The following is a 15,283-nucleotide window of genomic DNA, read 5'->3' on the forward strand; positions in this document are numbered from 1 at the left end:
AGCCCTGGCGCTTGAGCTCCTCGATGATCCCGGGCACGGCGGGGACGGTGCCGTCGTAGATGTCGTGGAGCAGGATGATCCCGTCGCGGTGGGCCGAGCCCGCGGCGGGTCCCGCCGGGTGCGCGGACGGCTGCGCCCCGGAGACCACGACCGGCTCGGCGGCCCGGCCCCCGGCGCCCGGGCTCGTCGACAACCGCTTCTGGAGCACGTACACCGACTGGCGCTGCGGCACCTCCGCCGGCACCCGGGCGGTGTCCGGGCAGCGCCCCGCGCTGGTGATCGGCACCCCGGCGGGCCGCACCGACTACGCGGACCCGCACACCGGGCGGACGAGCAGCTGGGAGTACGGGAGCTGGACCTCGCCGGCGCACACCTCCGGCGTGCCCGCGACGGAGGTCATCGCCTCCTGGAACGCCGACACCCCGGCCGGCACCTGGCTCCAGGTCGAGCTGCGCGGCACCTACGGGGACGGCGCGGAGACCCCGTGGTTCGTGATGGGCCGCTGGGCCTCGGGCGACGGCGAGATCCGGCGCACCTCCGTCGACGGCCAGACCGACGGCAAGGCGTCCGTGTGGACCGACACCTTCGCGGTCGACGACCCGGCGAGCGGCCTCCGGCTGGCCTCGTACCGCCTGCGGCTCACCCTGTACCGGACCCCCGGCACCACGCTCACCCCGACGGTCCGCCGTCTCGGCGCGATGGCCTCGGACATCCCGGACCGCTTCACCGTCCCCGCCTCCGCGCCGGGCCGGGGCCACGAGCTGACCGTGCCGCGCTACTCGCAGAACATCCACGTGGGCCAGTACCCGGAGTACGACAACGGGGGCGAGGCGTGGTGCAGCCCGACCTCCTCGCAGATGATCGTCGAGTACTGGGGCCGCAAGCCCACCCCCGAGGAACTGGCCTGGGTGAACCCGGCCTTCGCCGACCCCCAGGTCTGCCACGCCGCCCGCTCCACGTACGACTACCAGTACGAGGGCTGCGGCAACTGGCCCTTCAACGCCGCCTACGCCGCGAGCTACCGCGACCTGAACGCGGTGGTGACCCGGCTGCGCTCGCTCACCGAACTGGAGACGCTGGTCCACGCGGGCATCCCGGTCATCACGTCCCAGTCCTTCCGCAAGGAGGAACTGACCGGCGCCGGTTACGGCACCTCGGGCCACCTGATGACGGTGATCGGCTTCACGGCGACGGGCGACGTCATCGCCAACGACCCGGCCTCCCCGGACAACACGGCCGTCCGCCGCGTCTACAAGCGCCGCGAATGGGAGGACATCTGGCTCCGCACCAAGCGCTACGACGCCGACGGCAAGGTCAGGGGCGGCACGGGCGGCGTCTGCTACGTCTTCTGGCCCGACCGCACTTCCTCGGACCAGCGCCGCGCGCTGCGGGGGCTCGGGCTGGTCTGATCCCGGGCCCCGTCCCCGCTCCCAACCCCCGCCCCCCCGTTGCCGGATCGTGATCCCCTGGGCCGCTGTTGTCCAGAAAGCCCGTACGAACGGGCCGGGTCGCGATCTACCGTTCGGTAGCAAGGGGGGCGGGGGTCGTCGTTGACCCGTGATTCAGCACGTTTCCGACGCGTTCGGCAGGTGTGGGGTACGAGCTGCCGGACGGCAGTAAGGTGCGCGTCATGCAGCCCTCCGCCAACGGGAACGCCAATCTGCGGGCATCCTTCACGAACAACTCGGGAGCGCCCGTGAGCCCCTTCACCGGAAAGCCCGTTCAGCCGCCGCGTGGAGTCAATCCGAAGCAGTACGTCCGTGATCGCACCCATGTGGAGTTGACGCCGTGACGGAGTCGGCGTTGTCGGTGCTGGAAGAGATCCGGCGCTTCCTCCCACTCGGTGTCACCTCGGTGGAGGCGGATACATCGGGTATGTGCCTCCTGGGCGACCGTTGGCTGCTGCGTGTCAATACCAACTGGCGGGTGACCGAAGGCGGTCGGATCCTCATGTCGCCGAATCTGGCGAGAGAAGGATCTCCCTTTCATGGCCTGGAAGATCTCGTGGGCGATGAAGTGGTCGATGTCGGCATCCAAGGCGTTGCCGTCAAGAAGGACCTGTATGCGGTGACCCGGGAGGGGCGAATCCTGGAGATCTTCAGTGACTTCCACTACGGCGAGTGGCTGCTTTCGATCTCAGGTGAGGGTGGCGGGCGAGGGACGCCGATCTTCGATCTTGAAGGCCCGGTATCTGAGATTTCCCCGTAGGCGCCGGTCGGGATCAGGTGGGTCAGGTGGCCCGGCGGGTAGTGACGAGCGTCTCTACCCCCGAGCCGCCCCTGCTGGCATCGTGGGCCCCATGAGCGCCACCCCCCACCCCGCCGCCCGCCTCCGCACCCGCACCGGCGGCCCCAAAGAAGACGGCCCCAAGATCCTGGAGCACCTGCTCGGGTGGACCCTCGTGGTCGTGCTCGCCGTGTTCGTCACTCAGGCCGGGCTGATGTGAAGCGGCCCAGGCCGATCGCCACCGCAAGCGCCCCCAGCGCCACCCCCGCCGGGTAGCCGCCCAGCCACGTCGCCGCCACCGACAGCGCCGCCAGCGCGACGGTGTGCCGGGTCGCCCGGGCCGGGGTCGGGGGCCGCAGCCACAGCAGGGCGCCCGCCGCCAGCAGGGCGAGGCCCGTGCCCGCGCCCGTGAGCCCGGTCAGGCCCAGCGCCGCCAGAGCGGCCGGCGGGCCCAGCTGGACGAGCACCAGACCGCCGCCGCAGACCACCAGCGGCAGCACCAGCCGGAGCGGCGCCGCGGTGCCTCGCATGGCCGCCCTCCCTCCCGTACGCGGGTGAGCTCGGGAGCGTAGGCACGGACCGTACGGGAGTCAATGTCCGCGACGGTCCGTGAGGGTCTGCGACGGTCCGCGAGGGTTCCCGGCGGCCTGCGACGGTCCCACGCAGCCCCCGCCGGTCCCCGACCGCGTGCCTCCGCCCCCGCCCCCGGGTATCACTCCACCGCGACGCCCCACGCCCGCTCCCCGCGCGCCCCCGCCCCTCCAGGGGCAGCATCGGCAGTGACGGACGCACGACCGCGTCGCGACGACGAGGGAGGAGTGTGACCGCCATGCCCGACCACGCCCCGCAGCCGCAGCCGCAGCCGCAGCCGCATCCGCAGCCCGTGGAACGCCGGCTGCCCACCGACGAGGCCCGCGAGCTCCTCGCCCTGGTCCGGGAGATCGCCGCGCGGGAGATCGCGCCCCGCGCCGCCGACGAAGAGGCCGCCGGGCGCTTCCCGCGCGAGCTGTTCTCGCTGCTCTCCGCCTCGGGCCTGCTCGGCCTCCCGTACGACTCCGCGTACGGCGGCGGGGACCAGCCCTACACCGTCTACCTCCAGGTCCTGGAGGAGCTCGCCGCCGCCCGGCTCACCGTGGCGCTCGGCGTCAGCGTGCACAGCCTGGCCTGCCACGCCCTCGCCGCCTTCGGCACCGACGACCAGCGGGCCGCCGCCCTGCCCGCGATGCTCGGCGGCGGCCTCCTCGGCGCCTACTGCCTCTCCGAACCCGCCGCCGGCTCCGACGCCGCCTCCCTGCGCACCCGCGCCGTCCGGGACGGGGACGACTGGGTGCTCGACGGCACCAAGGCGTGGATCACGCACGGTGGGATCGCCGACTTCTACACCGTCCTCGCCCGCACCGGCGGCCCCGGCCCCAAGGGCATCACCGCGTTCCTCGTACCGGGCGACGCGCCCGGCCTGAGCGCCGCCCCGCCCGAGCGGAAGATGGGGATGAAGGGCTCGCCCACCGCCCAGGTCCACCTCGACGGCGTCCGGGTCCCCGACACCCGCCGGATCGGCGCGGAGGGCCAGGGCTTCGCGATCGCGCTGGCCGCGCTCGACTCCGGCCGGCTCGGCATCGCCGCCTGCGCGGTGGGCGTGGCCCAGGCCGCGCTGGACGCCGCCGTGGCGTACGCGCGCGAGCGGCGCCAGTTCGGGCGGCCGGTCGCCGACTTCCAGGGGCTCCGCTTCCTGCTCGCGGACATGGCGACCCAGACCGAGGCGGGCCGCGCCCTGTACCTGGAGGCGGCCCGGCTGCGCGACGAGGGCCGGCCGTTCGCGCAGCGGGCGGCGATGGCCAAGCTGTTCTGCTCCGACGCGGCGATGCGGGTCACGACGGACGCCGTCCAGGTCCTCGGCGGCTACGGCTACACGGCCGACTTCCCCGTCGAGCGGCTGATGCGCGAGGCGAAGGCGCTCCAGATCGTGGAGGGCACCAACCAGGTCCAGCGCATGGTCATCGCGCGTCATCTCGCCGGACCAGAGTCCCGCTGACCCGGACCGTGCGGCCCGCCCAGACCGGGCCCGCGGCCAGCCGGGTCCACTCCTGGTCGCGGTGGCCGGGCAGGGTCCTGCCCTCGCTCGCCCAGAGGTCGAGCATCGCTCGGTAGATGGGCGGGTCGGCGGGCTCCGGCGCGGGCGGCGGCGCCGGCGACGGAAGCGCGGGGAGCATCTGAGGAACCGATTCTTCAGCGCGGGGCTCGGACTGGCGGTGCCGGCCGTATCCGCTGGGTGCCGTATACAGCGTGGTCATGCCCGGACCAACGGCCCCGCCGTACCGCCGGTCACCGGCACCTTCCTCCGAGCGGGAGTTCGAGCCGTCGCCCCCCGTGCCGCCCCCGCGCCGTCGCCCCTGCACGGCTCTGGTCCCCGGCCCGCTTTCTGACGTACCGTCAGTTCTCCATCGCCGCCCTGGAGGTAACACGTGTCAGACGACCGGCCCGTCGCCCTCGACGAGTACCCCGTGCACCAGGCACCGCTCTCGATGAAGCACCACGTCAGCGGCGACCGGAACGCCTATGACCGGTGCATCTTCCACGTCTTCGACCACCAGGGCCGCGCCCTGCTCATCGCCGGCCTCGGCGTCTACCCCAACACCGGGGTCGTCGACGCGTACGCGACCCTGCGCACCGGCGACCGGCTGCACGCCGTCCGCGCCTCCGACGCCCTCGGCGAGGACCGGATGGACCTCTCCGTCGGCCCGCTGCGGATCACCGTCGACGAGCCGCTGCGCCGCCTCACCCTGCACTGCGCGGCCGACCCCGCCGACCCCGAGGGCCTCTCCTTCGACCTCACCTGGACCGGGGACTTCCCCGCCGTCTGGGAGCCCCACCACACCCAGCGCCGCGGCGACCGGCTCACCCTGGAGGGCCGCCGCTTCGTCCAGGCGGGCCACGTCACCGGCACCATCCGCGCGGGCGGCGAGGCGTACGAGGTGACCGAGGGGGAGTGGACCGGCACCCGCGACCGGAGCTGGGGCGTGCGCCCGCTGCCCGGCGAAGAGCCCGGCCGCGCCGAGGAGTTCCGCACCGAGGGCTTCCACTGGCTCTGGATACCCATGCGCTTCGAGGACCGCTTCCTGATGGTCATCGCCCAGGAGGACGCCGACGGCTACCGCACCCTGAACGAGGCCCTGCTCGTACGGAACGGCCGCCGCGACACCCAACTCGGCTGGCCCCGCACCGACATCACCTACCGCCCCGGCACCCGCGATCCCGCGCGGGCCGTCGTCCACGTCACCGACCCGGCCGGCAAGCCGCTGGAGATCGGCGTCGAGATCCTCGCCTCCTCGCCGCTCGCCGTCGGCGCCGGCTACCCGCCCGCCACCGACTGGCAGCACGGCAGCTGGCAGGGCCGCAACTGGACCGACCGGCGCGTCTACGACCTCTCCGACCCGGCCGCCCACCCCATGGCCGCGTACGGAGTCACCGACCACGCCGCCCGCTTCACCCTCGACGGGCGCACCGGCTACGGCATCTTCGAGCACGGCTCCTTCGGCCGCCACGACCCCAGCGGCTTCGCCGACCACACCTCCACCGCCCCCTGAGCCCGAGGAGTCCCATGGCCACCGCGCCCCGCCCCCGCACCACCACCCGGGACCCCGAGGAGCTCGGCCGACGGCTGGCCGTCTGGCTGGACGCGCGGCTCCCCGGCGCCCGCGTCCACGACCTGGCCGTGCCCGGCTCCAACGGCATGTCCAGCGAGACCCTGCTGTTCGACCTCGACCACCCCGACGCCCCGGTCCGCCGGTGCGCCCTCCGGCTCGCCGCCGACCCCGCCGCGTACACCGTCTTCCCCGTCTACGACATGGCCCGCCAGCACCGGGTGATGAGCCTGGTCGCCGAGCACACCGACGTGCCCGTGCCGAGGGTGCTCTGGCTGGAGGAGGACCCCGGGCCGCTGGGCGCGCCCTTCTTCGTGATGGCCCGCGCGGAGGGCCGGGTCCCGCCGGACGTCATGCCCTACACGTACGAGGGGAACTGGCTGCACGCCGCCGACGATGCCGAACGGGAGCTCCTGGAGGCCGAGTCGGTCGCGATCGTGGCCCGGCTGCACGAGCAGTTCCCCGCGAAGGAGGCCGAGTTCCTGCTGCCGGACGGCCCCGGCAGCCCGCTGCGCCGCCACGTCGACGCCCAACGGGCCTACTACACGTGGGTGGTGGACGGCCTCGCGCCCTCGCCGCTCATCGAGTCGGCCTTCGACTGGCTGGAGGCGCACTGGCCCGCCGACGAGGGCCCGGCCGTGCTCAACTGGGGCGACGCCCGCATCGGCAACATCGTCTACGAGGGCTTCCGGCCCGCCGCCGTCCTCGACTGGGAGATGGCGGCCTGCGCCCCGCGCGAGGTGGACCTCGGCTGGACGGTCTATCTGCACCGCTTCTTCCAGGACCTCACGGTGAGCTTCGGCCAGCCGGGGCTGCCCGGCTTCCTGCGCCGCGAGGACATCGAGCGGCGCTACGCGGAGCTCACCGGGCACACCCCGCGCGACATGGAGTTCCACACCCTGTACGCGGCGCTGCGGCACGCGATCGTGATGCTGCGGATCGCGTACCGGCAGGCCCACTTCGGCGAGGTGGAGGTGCCGAGCGAGGCCGCCGCCGTGGACGGCCTGATCCTGCACCACGCCACCCTGGCGGCGATGGTGCGCGGACGCTACTGGTGAGGCTCAGGCGGCGCGGCGCAGCTGCGCCGGCTTGATCGGACGCGAGCCCGGACCGCCGACGTGCGAGAAGGGCTGCATCCGCCAGTCGAGGCCCTGGGGGAGCGTCAGGAGGAGGGCGGTGTCCTGCTCCTGCACCTCCAGCGTCTCGTCCGCCGGGCGCGTGTCGGCGGCCGGCAGGCCGGTGCCGGAGCAGACGGTGAGCACGAAGGGGTTCCACGGGCTCGGGCACAGCGCGTGCTCCGGCAGTACGTCCTCGTCGGCGAGCAGCGCGATGGGCTGCGCGCAGTCCGGGCAGATCACCCGGTACATCTCAAAGGTGTCGTACGTGTCGAGCTCGTCGGGCGTGCCGTCGGACATGGCGTCGGGCATGGCGACGGAATCAACAGGCTCCTGCATGGAGATCTCCCCCTCGGACGGGTCGGCCGGATCTGAGTGGCCTCGACCACAGCAAGCAATTCCCATACGGCCCGCCGCATAACCGTGAGGTCACGCCCGAGGCCCGCCAAAACCTGTGGCGTTCGTCACATGCCCGTCGCAGGTGCCCCGCAGCCGCCCAAAGTCACGCATAAGGGCGGCGCCCGACTGTGCTCCGGCTCCTTCGGGGCCATAGGGTCACCGCATGGAGGAGCTGGATCGTCAGATCGTCGAGTTGCTCGTCAAGGACGGGCGCATGAGCTACACCGACCTGGGCAAGGCCACCGGCCTGTCCACCTCGGCCGTGCATCAGCGCGTCCGCCGCCTGGAGCAGCGCGGTGTCATCCGCGGCTATGCCGCCGTCGTGGACCCGGAGGCCGTCGGCCTGCCGCTCACCGCCTTCATCTCGGTGAAACCCTTCGACCCCAGCGCCCCCGACGACACCCCCGACCGGCTCGCCGACATCCCCGAGATCGAGGCGTGCCACAGCGTCGCGGGCGAGGAGAACTACATCCTCAAGGTGCGGGTGGCGACCCCGCTGGAGCTGGAGCACCTGCTCGGCCGGATCCGCTCGCAGGCCCACGTCTCCAGCCGGACCACGGTCGTCCTCTCCACCCCGTACGAGTCCCGGCCGCCGCGCATCTGAGCCGGGGCCGTCGCGCCCGCCGAACCCGCTGGTAAGAACCGTGTCCGGGACGGCCTAGCCTGGTCGTATGAGTGCGTACGATCACCGCACCGTGCTGTTGCGCGGTGGAGAAGTCCACAGCCCCGCCGACCCCTTCGCCACCGCCATGGTGGTGGAGCGCGGGCATGTCGCCTGGGTGGGCTCGGAGGGCGCGGCCGACGCCTTCGCCTCCGGTGTGGACGAGGTGGTGGACCTCGAAGGAGCGCTGGTCACCCCGGCGTTCGTCGACGCGCACGTGCACACCACGGCCACCGGCCTGGCCCTCACCGGCCTCGACCTGTCGGACGCGGTCTCGCTGGCCGACGCGGCGGACCGGATCCGCGCCCACGCCGCCGCCCGCCCGGCCGACCGCATCCTCATCGGGCACGGCTGGGACGCGGCGCGCTGGCCGGAGCGCCGCCCGCTGACCCGCGCGGAGCTCGACGGGCTGACCGGCGGGCGCCCGCTCTACCTCACCCGGATCGACGTCCACTCGGCCGTCGTCACCACCGCCCTGCTCGACCTGGTGCCCGGCGTCCGCGAGCTGACCGGCTTCCACGACGGGCAGCCGCTCACCGGCGACGCCCACCACGCCGTCCGCGCCGCCGCCTACGCCGCGCTCTCCCCGCGGCAGCGCACCGAGGCGCAGCGCGCGGCCCGCCTGCACGCCGCCTCGCTGGGCATCGGCACCCTGCACGAGTGCGGCGGGCCCGAGATCTCCTCCGAGGACGACTTCACGGGCCTGATGGACCTCGCCCGCAGCGAGCCCGGCCCCCGGATCGTCGGCTACTGGGCCGACCTCGACATCGAGCGGGCCCGCGCCCTCGGCGCGCTGGGCGCGGCCGGCGACCTCTTCGCCGACGGCTCCCTCGGCTCGCACACCGCCTGCCTCCACGACTCCTACGCCGACCGGGCCGGCGCCGGCGTCGCCCATCTGGACGCGGCGGCCGTCGCCGCCCACGTGGTGGCCTGCACCGAGGCCGGGCTCCAGGCCGGCTTCCACGCGATCGGCGACGCCGCCGTGGACGCCGTGGTGGACGGCGTCCGGGCCGCCGCCGAGAAGCTGGGCCTGGCCCGGATCCGCTCGGCCCGGCACCGCGTCGAGCACGCCGAGATGCTCACCCCCGAGTCGATCGCCGCCTTCGCGGAGCTGGGCCTCACCGCCTCCGTGCAGCCCGCGTTCGACGCGTACTGGGGCGGGGACGAGGGCATGTACGCCGACCGCCTCGGCGTGGCACGGGCCCGCACCCTCAACCCGTACGCGGCGCTGCTGCGCGCGGGCGTGCCGCTGGCCTTCGGCTCGGACAGCCCGGTCACCCCGCTGGACCCGTGGGGGACCGTCCGCGCCGCCGCCTTCCACCGCACGCCCGAGCACCGGATCTCGGTCCGGGCCGCCTTCGCGGCGCACACCCGGGGCGGCTGGCGCGCGGTCGGCCGGGACGACGCGGGCACCCTGGTGCCGGGCGCCCCCGCCGACTACGCGATCTGGCGCACCGGCGAGCTGGTGGTGCAGGCGCCCGACGACCGGGTGGCCCGCTGGTCGACCGACCCGCGCTCCGGGACGCCCGGTCTGCCCGATCTGTCCCCCGGGCGCGATCTCCCCGTCTGCCTGCGGACCGTGGTGTTCGGACAGACGGTGTTCGTACGACCGAACGAGTGACGTAGGGACATTTCGAGCCGCCGCTCGATATCGGCCGGGTTCCCCCGCGACCTGCGGATCTTCGGGACCCGGCCGGGCGGAGGCGGCATCACCGCAGGTCAAACGGGTGTTGACAGGCGACGGGCGGGGGCCGGTAGGTTCGGCACGTCCACCACGGACGTCCGACCGGTTTCACACCTCCACGCTGGCACCGAACGCCGCCCGCGCCTCGGGGGCGAGGGAAGGTTTTTCCGGCGGAGGGTGCGACCCGGGCAGGGCTCCGGCGTTCAGTAGACAACGGCCTCGGTCGATCCGCAGCCAGCGGGTCCCGGGTCGGCCCGAAGGACGCCGGGCCCCGATCCCGCACCCCGGATGCGGGGCTCGCTATGGTGGTGCCTCTCGCTTGTATCCGAAGGGGCAGTAGTGAACGACGGTGGCCAGAGGCGTTACGGCCCGCTCGGCAAGGTCTTGGTGATCATTCCGACCTACGACGAGGCGGAGAACATCAAGCCGATCGTCGCGCGGGTGCGGGAGGCGGTCCCCGAAGCGCACGTCCTGGTCGCCGACGACAACAGCCCCGACGGCACGGGCAAGCTCGCCGACGAGCTCGCGGCCGAGGACGACCACGTCCACGTCCTGCACCGCAAGGGCAAGGAAGGGCTCGGCGCCGCCTACCTGGCGGGCTTCCGCTGGGGCATCGAGCAGGGCTACGAGGTCCTGGTCGAGATGGACGCCGACGGCTCCCACCAGCCCGAGGAGCTGCCCCGGCTGCTCACCGCGCTCAAGGGCGCGGACCTGGTGCTCGGCTCCCGCTGGGTGCCCGGCGGCCGGATCGTGAACTGGCCCAAGTCCCGCGAGTTCATCTCGCGCGGCGGCAGCCTCTACTCCCGCGTCATGCTCGACGTGCCGATCCGCGACGTCACCGGCGGCTACCGGGCCTTCCGCAAGGAGACCCTGGAGGGCCTCGGCCTGGACGACGTGGCCTCCGCCGGCTACTGCTTCCAGGTCGACCTGGCCCGCCGCGCGGTCGCCGCCGGCTTCCACGTCGTGGAAGTCCCCATCACCTTCGTCGAGCGCGAGGTCGGCGACTCCAAGATGAGCCGGAACATCGTCGTCGAGGCGCTGTGGCGGGTCACCGGCTGGGGCCTGACCGCCCGCGCGCAGAAGGTCGGCAAGCTGCTCGGCCGCGGCCCCGCGAGCTGATCTTCCCTTTACGACGTTCCGGCGGGCCGCCAGGCACACTGGAGGGCATGACGACCGGCGCAACGCCCTCAATCGCCCCCAAGCGCTCCCGCGCGCGTACGTACCTTCCCCTGGCCGTCGCCGCCTGGCTGGTCCTGGAGATCTGGCTGCTGACGGTGGTCGCGAACGCGGCCGGCGGCCTCACCGTCCTCCTGCTGATCGTCGGCGGCGCCGTGCTCGGCGCCACCGTGATCAAGCGGGCGGGCCGCCGGGCCTTCGCCAACCTCACCGGGACCTTCCAGAAGGCCCAGGAAGCGGCCCGGACGGGCGCCACGCCCACCGAGGCCGACCGGGTCGGCGCGGAGGACCGCAACGGCTTCCTGATGCTGGGCGGCCTGCTCCTGATGATCCCCGGCCTGCTCTCGGACGCGGCCGGACTGCTGCTGCTGATCCCGCCGGTGCGCGGCGCGCTCGGGCGGTACGCGGAGAAGGTCGCGGAGCGCCGGATGAGCGCCGCCCCGCAGGGAAGCCTCCAGGACGTCTTCCAGCAGGCCCGCATCCACCGCCCGGACGGAAAGGTCGTCCAGGGCGAGGTCATCCGCGAGGACGCGCCCCAGGGGCCGCGCGAGCCCCAGGCACCCCGCCCGCCGCTGATGCCCTGAGCGCAGTGGCGCGACACCTGGCGCGACACATGGCGTGTGACGTGAGATGACGTGACATGACGACGGAGCCCCCGGGGAATCCCCGGGGGCTCCGTCGTTCCCGCGCACGGGGGAGCCGAGCGCCGGAACGTACGCGGGAACGCCGAGGGGCCCGGTACACGAAGTGTGTACCGGGCCCCTCGGCGTATCTCAGGCCGTGCGGTCGTCCGTCAGGCGGACTTGCGGCTGTCGCGCGGATGCACGGCGATGTTCATGGCTCCGGACCTGAGGACCGCCAGCCGCTCGGCCAGCACCTCCTCCAGCTCCTCGCGGGTGCGCCGCTCCATGAGCATGTCCCAGTGCGTTCGCGCTGGCTTGCCCTTCTTCTCCTCGGGGCCGTCCCCGTCCACCAGGAGTGCCTGGATCCCGCAGACCTTGCACTCCCACTCGGGCGGAATCTCCGCCTCCACCGAGAAGGGCATCTCGAAACGATGCCCCTTCTCGCATGCGTACTCCACCGCCTGGCGCGGGGCCAGATCGATGCCGCGGTCGGTCTCGTAGCTGGTCACCACGAGGCGCGTGCCGCGAAGAGCTCGCTCACTCATGAATCGTGCCTCCCGGGCTTGTCGCCCACAGGACAGGTGTCGCTGTCGTCGTCATCCGGTCAACGTCCGGTCGGCGGTAAAGATTCCCGTTACGGGTCATGCGTCGCCCGTCGTGCCGCCCCTTGTTTTACCCACCAGTGCCCGTTTTGTCACATCTGGCAGGAGATGTCACCCAACGTCTTCACCAAGTCAGCACGCAGTAACGGTCCGCCTGGCAGGCCAAAGGCGTACACTACCGGTCTTTCATTTCCGCGTCTAAATCCGGTCCGGTACGGGGTTCCCCGCGGCGGCCACGGCAGCCCGCACCGGGACCCTCGCGAGGAGCACGAACCCGACCGCGAAGAAGATCACCAGAGAGATGATGGCATCCCGGTAGCTCCCGGTCAGCTGATACGCGAGACCGAACACCAACGGCCCCAGCCAGCTCAGCCCGCGGTCGCTCATCTCGTACGCCGAGAAGTACTCCGCCTCCTTGCCGCGCGGCACCAGATGCGAGAACAACGAGCGCGAGAGCGCCTGGCTGCCGCCCAGGACCAGGCCGATCGCCGCCGCCAGGCAGTAGAAGAAGACGGGCGCGTCGGCGGGCAGGAAGTACCCCGCCGCCAGGATCGCCGTCCACACCGCCAGCGAGCCCAGGATCGTCCGCTTGGCCCCGTAGGAACGCGCCAGACGGCCCATGCCGAGCGCTCCCGCCACCGCCAGCACCTGCACCAGGAGCACCGCCGTGATGAGCGTCGTCTGGTCCAGGCCCAGCTCCTCGGAGCCGTACACCGACGCCTGCGAGATCACCGTCTGCACGCCGTCGTTGTAGATCAGGTACGCGAGCAGGAAGGAAAGCGTCAGCGGATGCCGGCGCATGTCCTTCAGGGTGGCGCGCAACTGCTTCCAGCCACTGCCGACGGAACCCTCGCCCGCGCGGGCGGCCGGATCCGCGTGCCGGTCGCGCAGCCGCCGCAGCGGCACCAGGGTGAAGGCGCCCCACCAGAGCCCCGCCGAGGCGAGGCAGATCCGCACCGCGGTCCCCTCCGTCAGCCCGAAGGACTCGTGGCCCGAGTACACGACCAGGTTGAGGACCAGCACCAGGGCGCCCGAGGTGTAGCCGAAGGCCCAGCCCCGCGAGGAGACCGTGTCCCGCTCGTCCGGCTCGGCGATCTGCGGCAGATAGGCGTTGTAGAGCACCATCGACACCGAAAGCGAGGCGTTCGCCACGATCAGCAGGAACGCGCCCAGCAGATAGCGGTCGCCCGACAGGAAGAACATCCCCGTCGTGGCCGTCGCCCCCACGTACGCCGAGGCCGCGAGGAGCGGCTTCTTCCGCCCCGTGCGGTCGGCCGCCGCGCCCACCAGGGGCATCGCCAGCACCGCGACCACGATGGACGCGGACACCGCGTACGCGAAGAGGGAGCCGGCCCGCACGGGTATGCCCAGCGGGTGCACGAACCCCTCCGGGTCCGCCGCCGCCTTGGCGACCGAGGTCAGGTACGGCCCCAGGAACACCGTCAGCACGCTCGTCGAGTAGACCGAGCAGGCGAAGTCGTAGAAGTACCAGCCGCGCTGCTCGCGCCTGCGCTCGGCCGGGCTCACCGGGCCCTCGGGGCTCGCAGGGCTCCCCGTGCTCTCCGGCAGGCCGGTGTTGTCGACGTCGGTCACGGCCGCGCCCCCTCGTTCGTCCCCGTGTTCCCCGTGGTGGTACGCGCGCTCAGACCCACAGTCCGCGGTCGGTCAGGACACCGCGCAGCGTCTCCAGATGATCGGTCATGATGCCATCCACGCCAAGGTCCAGGAGGGCGTGCATCCGCTCCGGCTCGTTCACGGTCCACACGTGCACCTGGACGCCCCGCGCGTGCGCCTCCCGCACGAAGCGCCGGTCCACCACCGGGAGCCCCGCCTGCCGCTCCGGCACCTGGGCCGCGACCACACCCGCGCGCAGCGCCGCCGGGAGGCCCAGCGAGCGCAGCCGCAGCCCCAGCACGCCCTTCACGCCGTACGAGGTGGCCAGCCGCGGCCCGGCCAGCCGCTGCGCCCGCGCGACCCGCGCCTCGGTGAAGGAGCCCACGCAGATCCGGTCCCAGGCGCCGGTCCTGGCGATCAGGTCCAGCAGCGGCCCGAGGGCGGACTCGGCCTTGAGGTCCACGTTCCAGCGCGCCTCGGGGAACTCCTCCAGGAGCTCCTCGAAGAGCGGCAGCGGCTCCTTGCCCGCGACCCGGGCCTCCTTGACGGCCGCCCAGGGCAGGTCCCCGATCCGGCCCCCGGCGTCCGTCACCCGGTCCAGGGTCGCGTCGTGGAAGGCGACCAGGACGCCGTCCGCCGTGGTGTGCACATCGGTCTCGAAGTAGCGGTATCCGGCCGCGGTCGCGCGCCGGAACGCCTCCGCGGTGTTCTCCAGGCCGTCCGCCGTGCCGCCGCGGTGGGCGAAGGGGAGGGGAGCCGGGTGGTCGAGGTAGGGGTGGCGTACGCGAGTCACCGCCGCAGTATGGCGGTCAGGGCGCCGGGGTGGGGACGGGGGAGGGTGCGACGTCCGGCACACCGGGGGCGGCGTCCGGGGTGTCGGAACCGGCCTCCGGCGCGCCGGAGGCGGCGTCCGCCTCCGGGATCGCGAACCGGCGCAGGAAGAACTGGGCCAGCGGGCCTATGCACAGGGCGTAGAGGACCGTGCCCACGCCGACCGAGCCGCCCAGGACGAAGCCGGTGGCGACGACCGCGATCTCGATCGCGGTGCGGACCAGCCGGATCGACCGCCCGGTCAGCCGGTGCAGGCCCGTCATCAGGCCGTCGCGCGGGCCGGGGCCGAGCCGGGCGGCGATGTAGAGCCCGGTGGCGGCGCCGTTGAGCACGATGCCGAGGACCATCAGGGCGATCCCGGCGGCGAGGCCGTCCAGGTCGGGGACGAGGGCGAGGGTGGCGTCCATGGCCAGGCCGACGACGAAGACGTTGGAGACGGTCCCGAGGCCGGGCCGCTGCCGGATCGGGATCCACAGCAGCAGCACGACGGCCCCGACGCCGATCGACACCACCCCGATCGTCAGCCCCGTCTTCTCGGCGAGCCCTTGGTGGAGCACGCCCCAGGGCTCCAGGCCGAGCCCCGCGCGCACGAGCAGCGCCGAGCTGATCCCGTACAGCGCGAGCCCGACGTACAGCTGGACGAGGCGGCGGGTCAGATGCCGGCCGCGGAGGCCGGAGGCGATGGACACAGGACTTGCCCCCTGAGAGATG

At 73.1% G+C, this 15,283-nt stretch carries 17 protein-coding genes and 1 pseudogene; 10 read left to right on the forward strand and 8 right to left on the reverse strand.

Features of this window, described 5'->3' with window-relative positions:
* A pseudogene (locus tag AB0C99_RS33125) lies at positions 1-94 on the reverse strand (polysaccharide deacetylase family protein); the annotation flags it as partial.
* Between AB0C99_RS33125 and AB0C99_RS33130 the strand changes: the two are divergent.
* From AB0C99_RS33130 to AB0C99_RS33140, 3 genes are all read left to right on the forward strand, one after another.
* The gene (locus AB0C99_RS33130) at positions 75-1,409 is read left to right on the forward strand and encodes a peptidase C39 family protein (protein WP_362483154.1); all 1,335 of its coding nucleotides are present in this window, start codon (positions 75-77) and stop codon (positions 1,407-1,409) included. The pseudogene AB0C99_RS33125 and the gene AB0C99_RS33130 overlap by 20 nt on opposite strands.
* Before the next feature lie 379 nt (positions 1,410-1,788).
* Positions 1,789-2,208 carry a hypothetical protein gene (locus AB0C99_RS33135; protein WP_362483156.1) on the forward strand — a complete coding sequence of 140 codons (420 nt, stop codon included), beginning with the start codon at positions 1,789-1,791 and terminating at the stop codon, positions 2,206-2,208.
* A gap of 91 nt (positions 2,209-2,299) precedes the next feature.
* Positions 2,300-2,446 carry an SCO1431 family membrane protein gene (locus tag AB0C99_RS33140; protein ID WP_362483157.1) on the forward strand — a complete coding sequence of 49 codons (147 nt, stop codon included), beginning with the start codon at positions 2,300-2,302 and terminating at the stop codon, positions 2,444-2,446.
* On the opposite strand, the gene AB0C99_RS33145 is transcribed toward AB0C99_RS33140, so the two are convergent.
* A complete protein-coding gene (locus AB0C99_RS33145; protein WP_362483159.1) occupies positions 2,424-2,756 on the reverse strand; it encodes a hypothetical protein in 333 nt (110 codons plus the stop codon). The two genes, AB0C99_RS33140 and AB0C99_RS33145, sit on opposite strands and share 23 nt — an antisense overlap.
* Before the next feature lie 299 nt (positions 2,757-3,055).
* On the opposite strand from AB0C99_RS33145, the gene AB0C99_RS33150 reads away from it, so the two are divergent.
* A complete protein-coding gene (locus AB0C99_RS33150; protein ID WP_362483161.1) occupies positions 3,056-4,258 on the forward strand; it encodes an acyl-CoA dehydrogenase family protein in 1,203 nt (400 codons plus the stop codon).
* On the opposite strand, the gene AB0C99_RS33155 is transcribed toward AB0C99_RS33150, so the two are convergent.
* The gene (locus tag AB0C99_RS33155; protein ID WP_362483163.1) at positions 4,221-4,436 is read right to left on the reverse strand and encodes a hypothetical protein; all 216 of its coding nucleotides are present in this window, start codon (positions 4,434-4,436) and stop codon (positions 4,221-4,223) included. The two genes, AB0C99_RS33150 and AB0C99_RS33155, sit on opposite strands and share 38 nt — an antisense overlap.
* A 252-nt stretch (positions 4,437-4,688) precedes the next feature.
* Here AB0C99_RS33155 and AB0C99_RS33160 point away from each other — a divergent pair, with 252 nt between their 5' ends.
* Positions 4,689-5,810: a hypothetical protein gene (locus tag AB0C99_RS33160; RefSeq protein ID WP_362483165.1), complete on the forward strand. Its 1,122-nt coding sequence runs from the start codon at positions 4,689-4,691 to the stop codon at positions 5,808-5,810.
* A 14-nt stretch (positions 5,811-5,824) separates the two neighbouring features.
* Positions 5,825-6,925, forward strand: coding sequence for a phosphotransferase family protein (locus tag AB0C99_RS33165; RefSeq protein WP_362483167.1), 1,101 nt, complete (start codon positions 5,825-5,827; stop codon positions 6,923-6,925).
* 3 nt (positions 6,926-6,928) lie between these two features.
* Here the strand turns inward: AB0C99_RS33165 and AB0C99_RS33170 are convergent, their stop codons facing one another.
* Positions 6,929-7,321, reverse strand: coding sequence for a hypothetical protein (locus tag AB0C99_RS33170; RefSeq protein WP_362483169.1), 393 nt, complete (start codon positions 7,319-7,321; stop codon positions 6,929-6,931).
* 223 nt (positions 7,322-7,544) lie between these two features.
* On the opposite strand from AB0C99_RS33170, the gene AB0C99_RS33175 reads away from it, so the two are divergent.
* The 4 genes from AB0C99_RS33175 (at position 7,545) to fxsA (ending at position 11,486) form a co-directional block, all read left to right on the forward strand.
* Positions 7,545-7,985 carry an Lrp/AsnC family transcriptional regulator gene (locus AB0C99_RS33175; protein ID WP_362483171.1) on the forward strand — a complete coding sequence of 147 codons (441 nt, stop codon included), beginning with the start codon at positions 7,545-7,547 and terminating at the stop codon, positions 7,983-7,985.
* A 67-nt stretch (positions 7,986-8,052) separates the two neighbouring features.
* A complete protein-coding gene (locus AB0C99_RS33180) occupies positions 8,053-9,663 on the forward strand; it encodes an amidohydrolase (protein ID WP_362483173.1) in 1,611 nt (536 codons plus the stop codon).
* A gap of 402 nt (positions 9,664-10,065) precedes the next feature.
* On the forward strand, positions 10,066-10,845 hold the full coding sequence (locus AB0C99_RS33185) for a polyprenol monophosphomannose synthase (protein WP_362483174.1): 780 nt from the start codon (positions 10,066-10,068) through the stop codon (positions 10,843-10,845).
* Between the two features lie 47 nt (positions 10,846-10,892).
* Positions 10,893-11,486, forward strand: coding sequence for an FxsA family membrane protein (fxsA, locus tag AB0C99_RS33190; protein WP_362483176.1), 594 nt, complete (start codon positions 10,893-10,895; stop codon positions 11,484-11,486).
* 209 nt (positions 11,487-11,695) lie between these two features.
* On the opposite strand, the gene AB0C99_RS33195 is transcribed toward fxsA, so the two are convergent.
* The 4 genes from AB0C99_RS33195 to AB0C99_RS33210 form a co-directional block, all read right to left on the reverse strand.
* Positions 11,696-12,070, reverse strand: a complete 375-nt coding sequence (locus AB0C99_RS33195) for an RNA polymerase-binding protein RbpA (protein WP_015032218.1) — start codon at positions 12,068-12,070, stop codon at positions 11,696-11,698.
* 255 nt (positions 12,071-12,325) lie between these two features.
* Positions 12,326-13,696, reverse strand: a complete 1,371-nt coding sequence (locus tag AB0C99_RS33200; RefSeq protein WP_362483214.1) for an MFS transporter — start codon at positions 13,694-13,696, stop codon at positions 12,326-12,328.
* Between the two features lie 73 nt (positions 13,697-13,769).
* The gene (locus AB0C99_RS33205; protein WP_362483178.1) at positions 13,770-14,534 is read right to left on the reverse strand and encodes a glycerophosphodiester phosphodiesterase family protein; all 765 of its coding nucleotides are present in this window, start codon (positions 14,532-14,534) and stop codon (positions 13,770-13,772) included.
* A gap of 16 nt (positions 14,535-14,550) precedes the next feature.
* Positions 14,551-15,261 (reverse strand): hypothetical protein, encoded by a 711-nt coding sequence (locus tag AB0C99_RS33210; protein ID WP_362483180.1) that lies wholly within the window; start codon positions 15,259-15,261, stop codon positions 14,551-14,553.
* Positions 15,262-15,283: the final 22 nt, after the last annotated feature.

Source organism: Streptomyces sp. NPDC048659, from assembly GCF_040650575.1.
GTDB lineage: Bacteria > Actinomycetota > Actinomycetes > Streptomycetales > Streptomycetaceae > Streptomyces.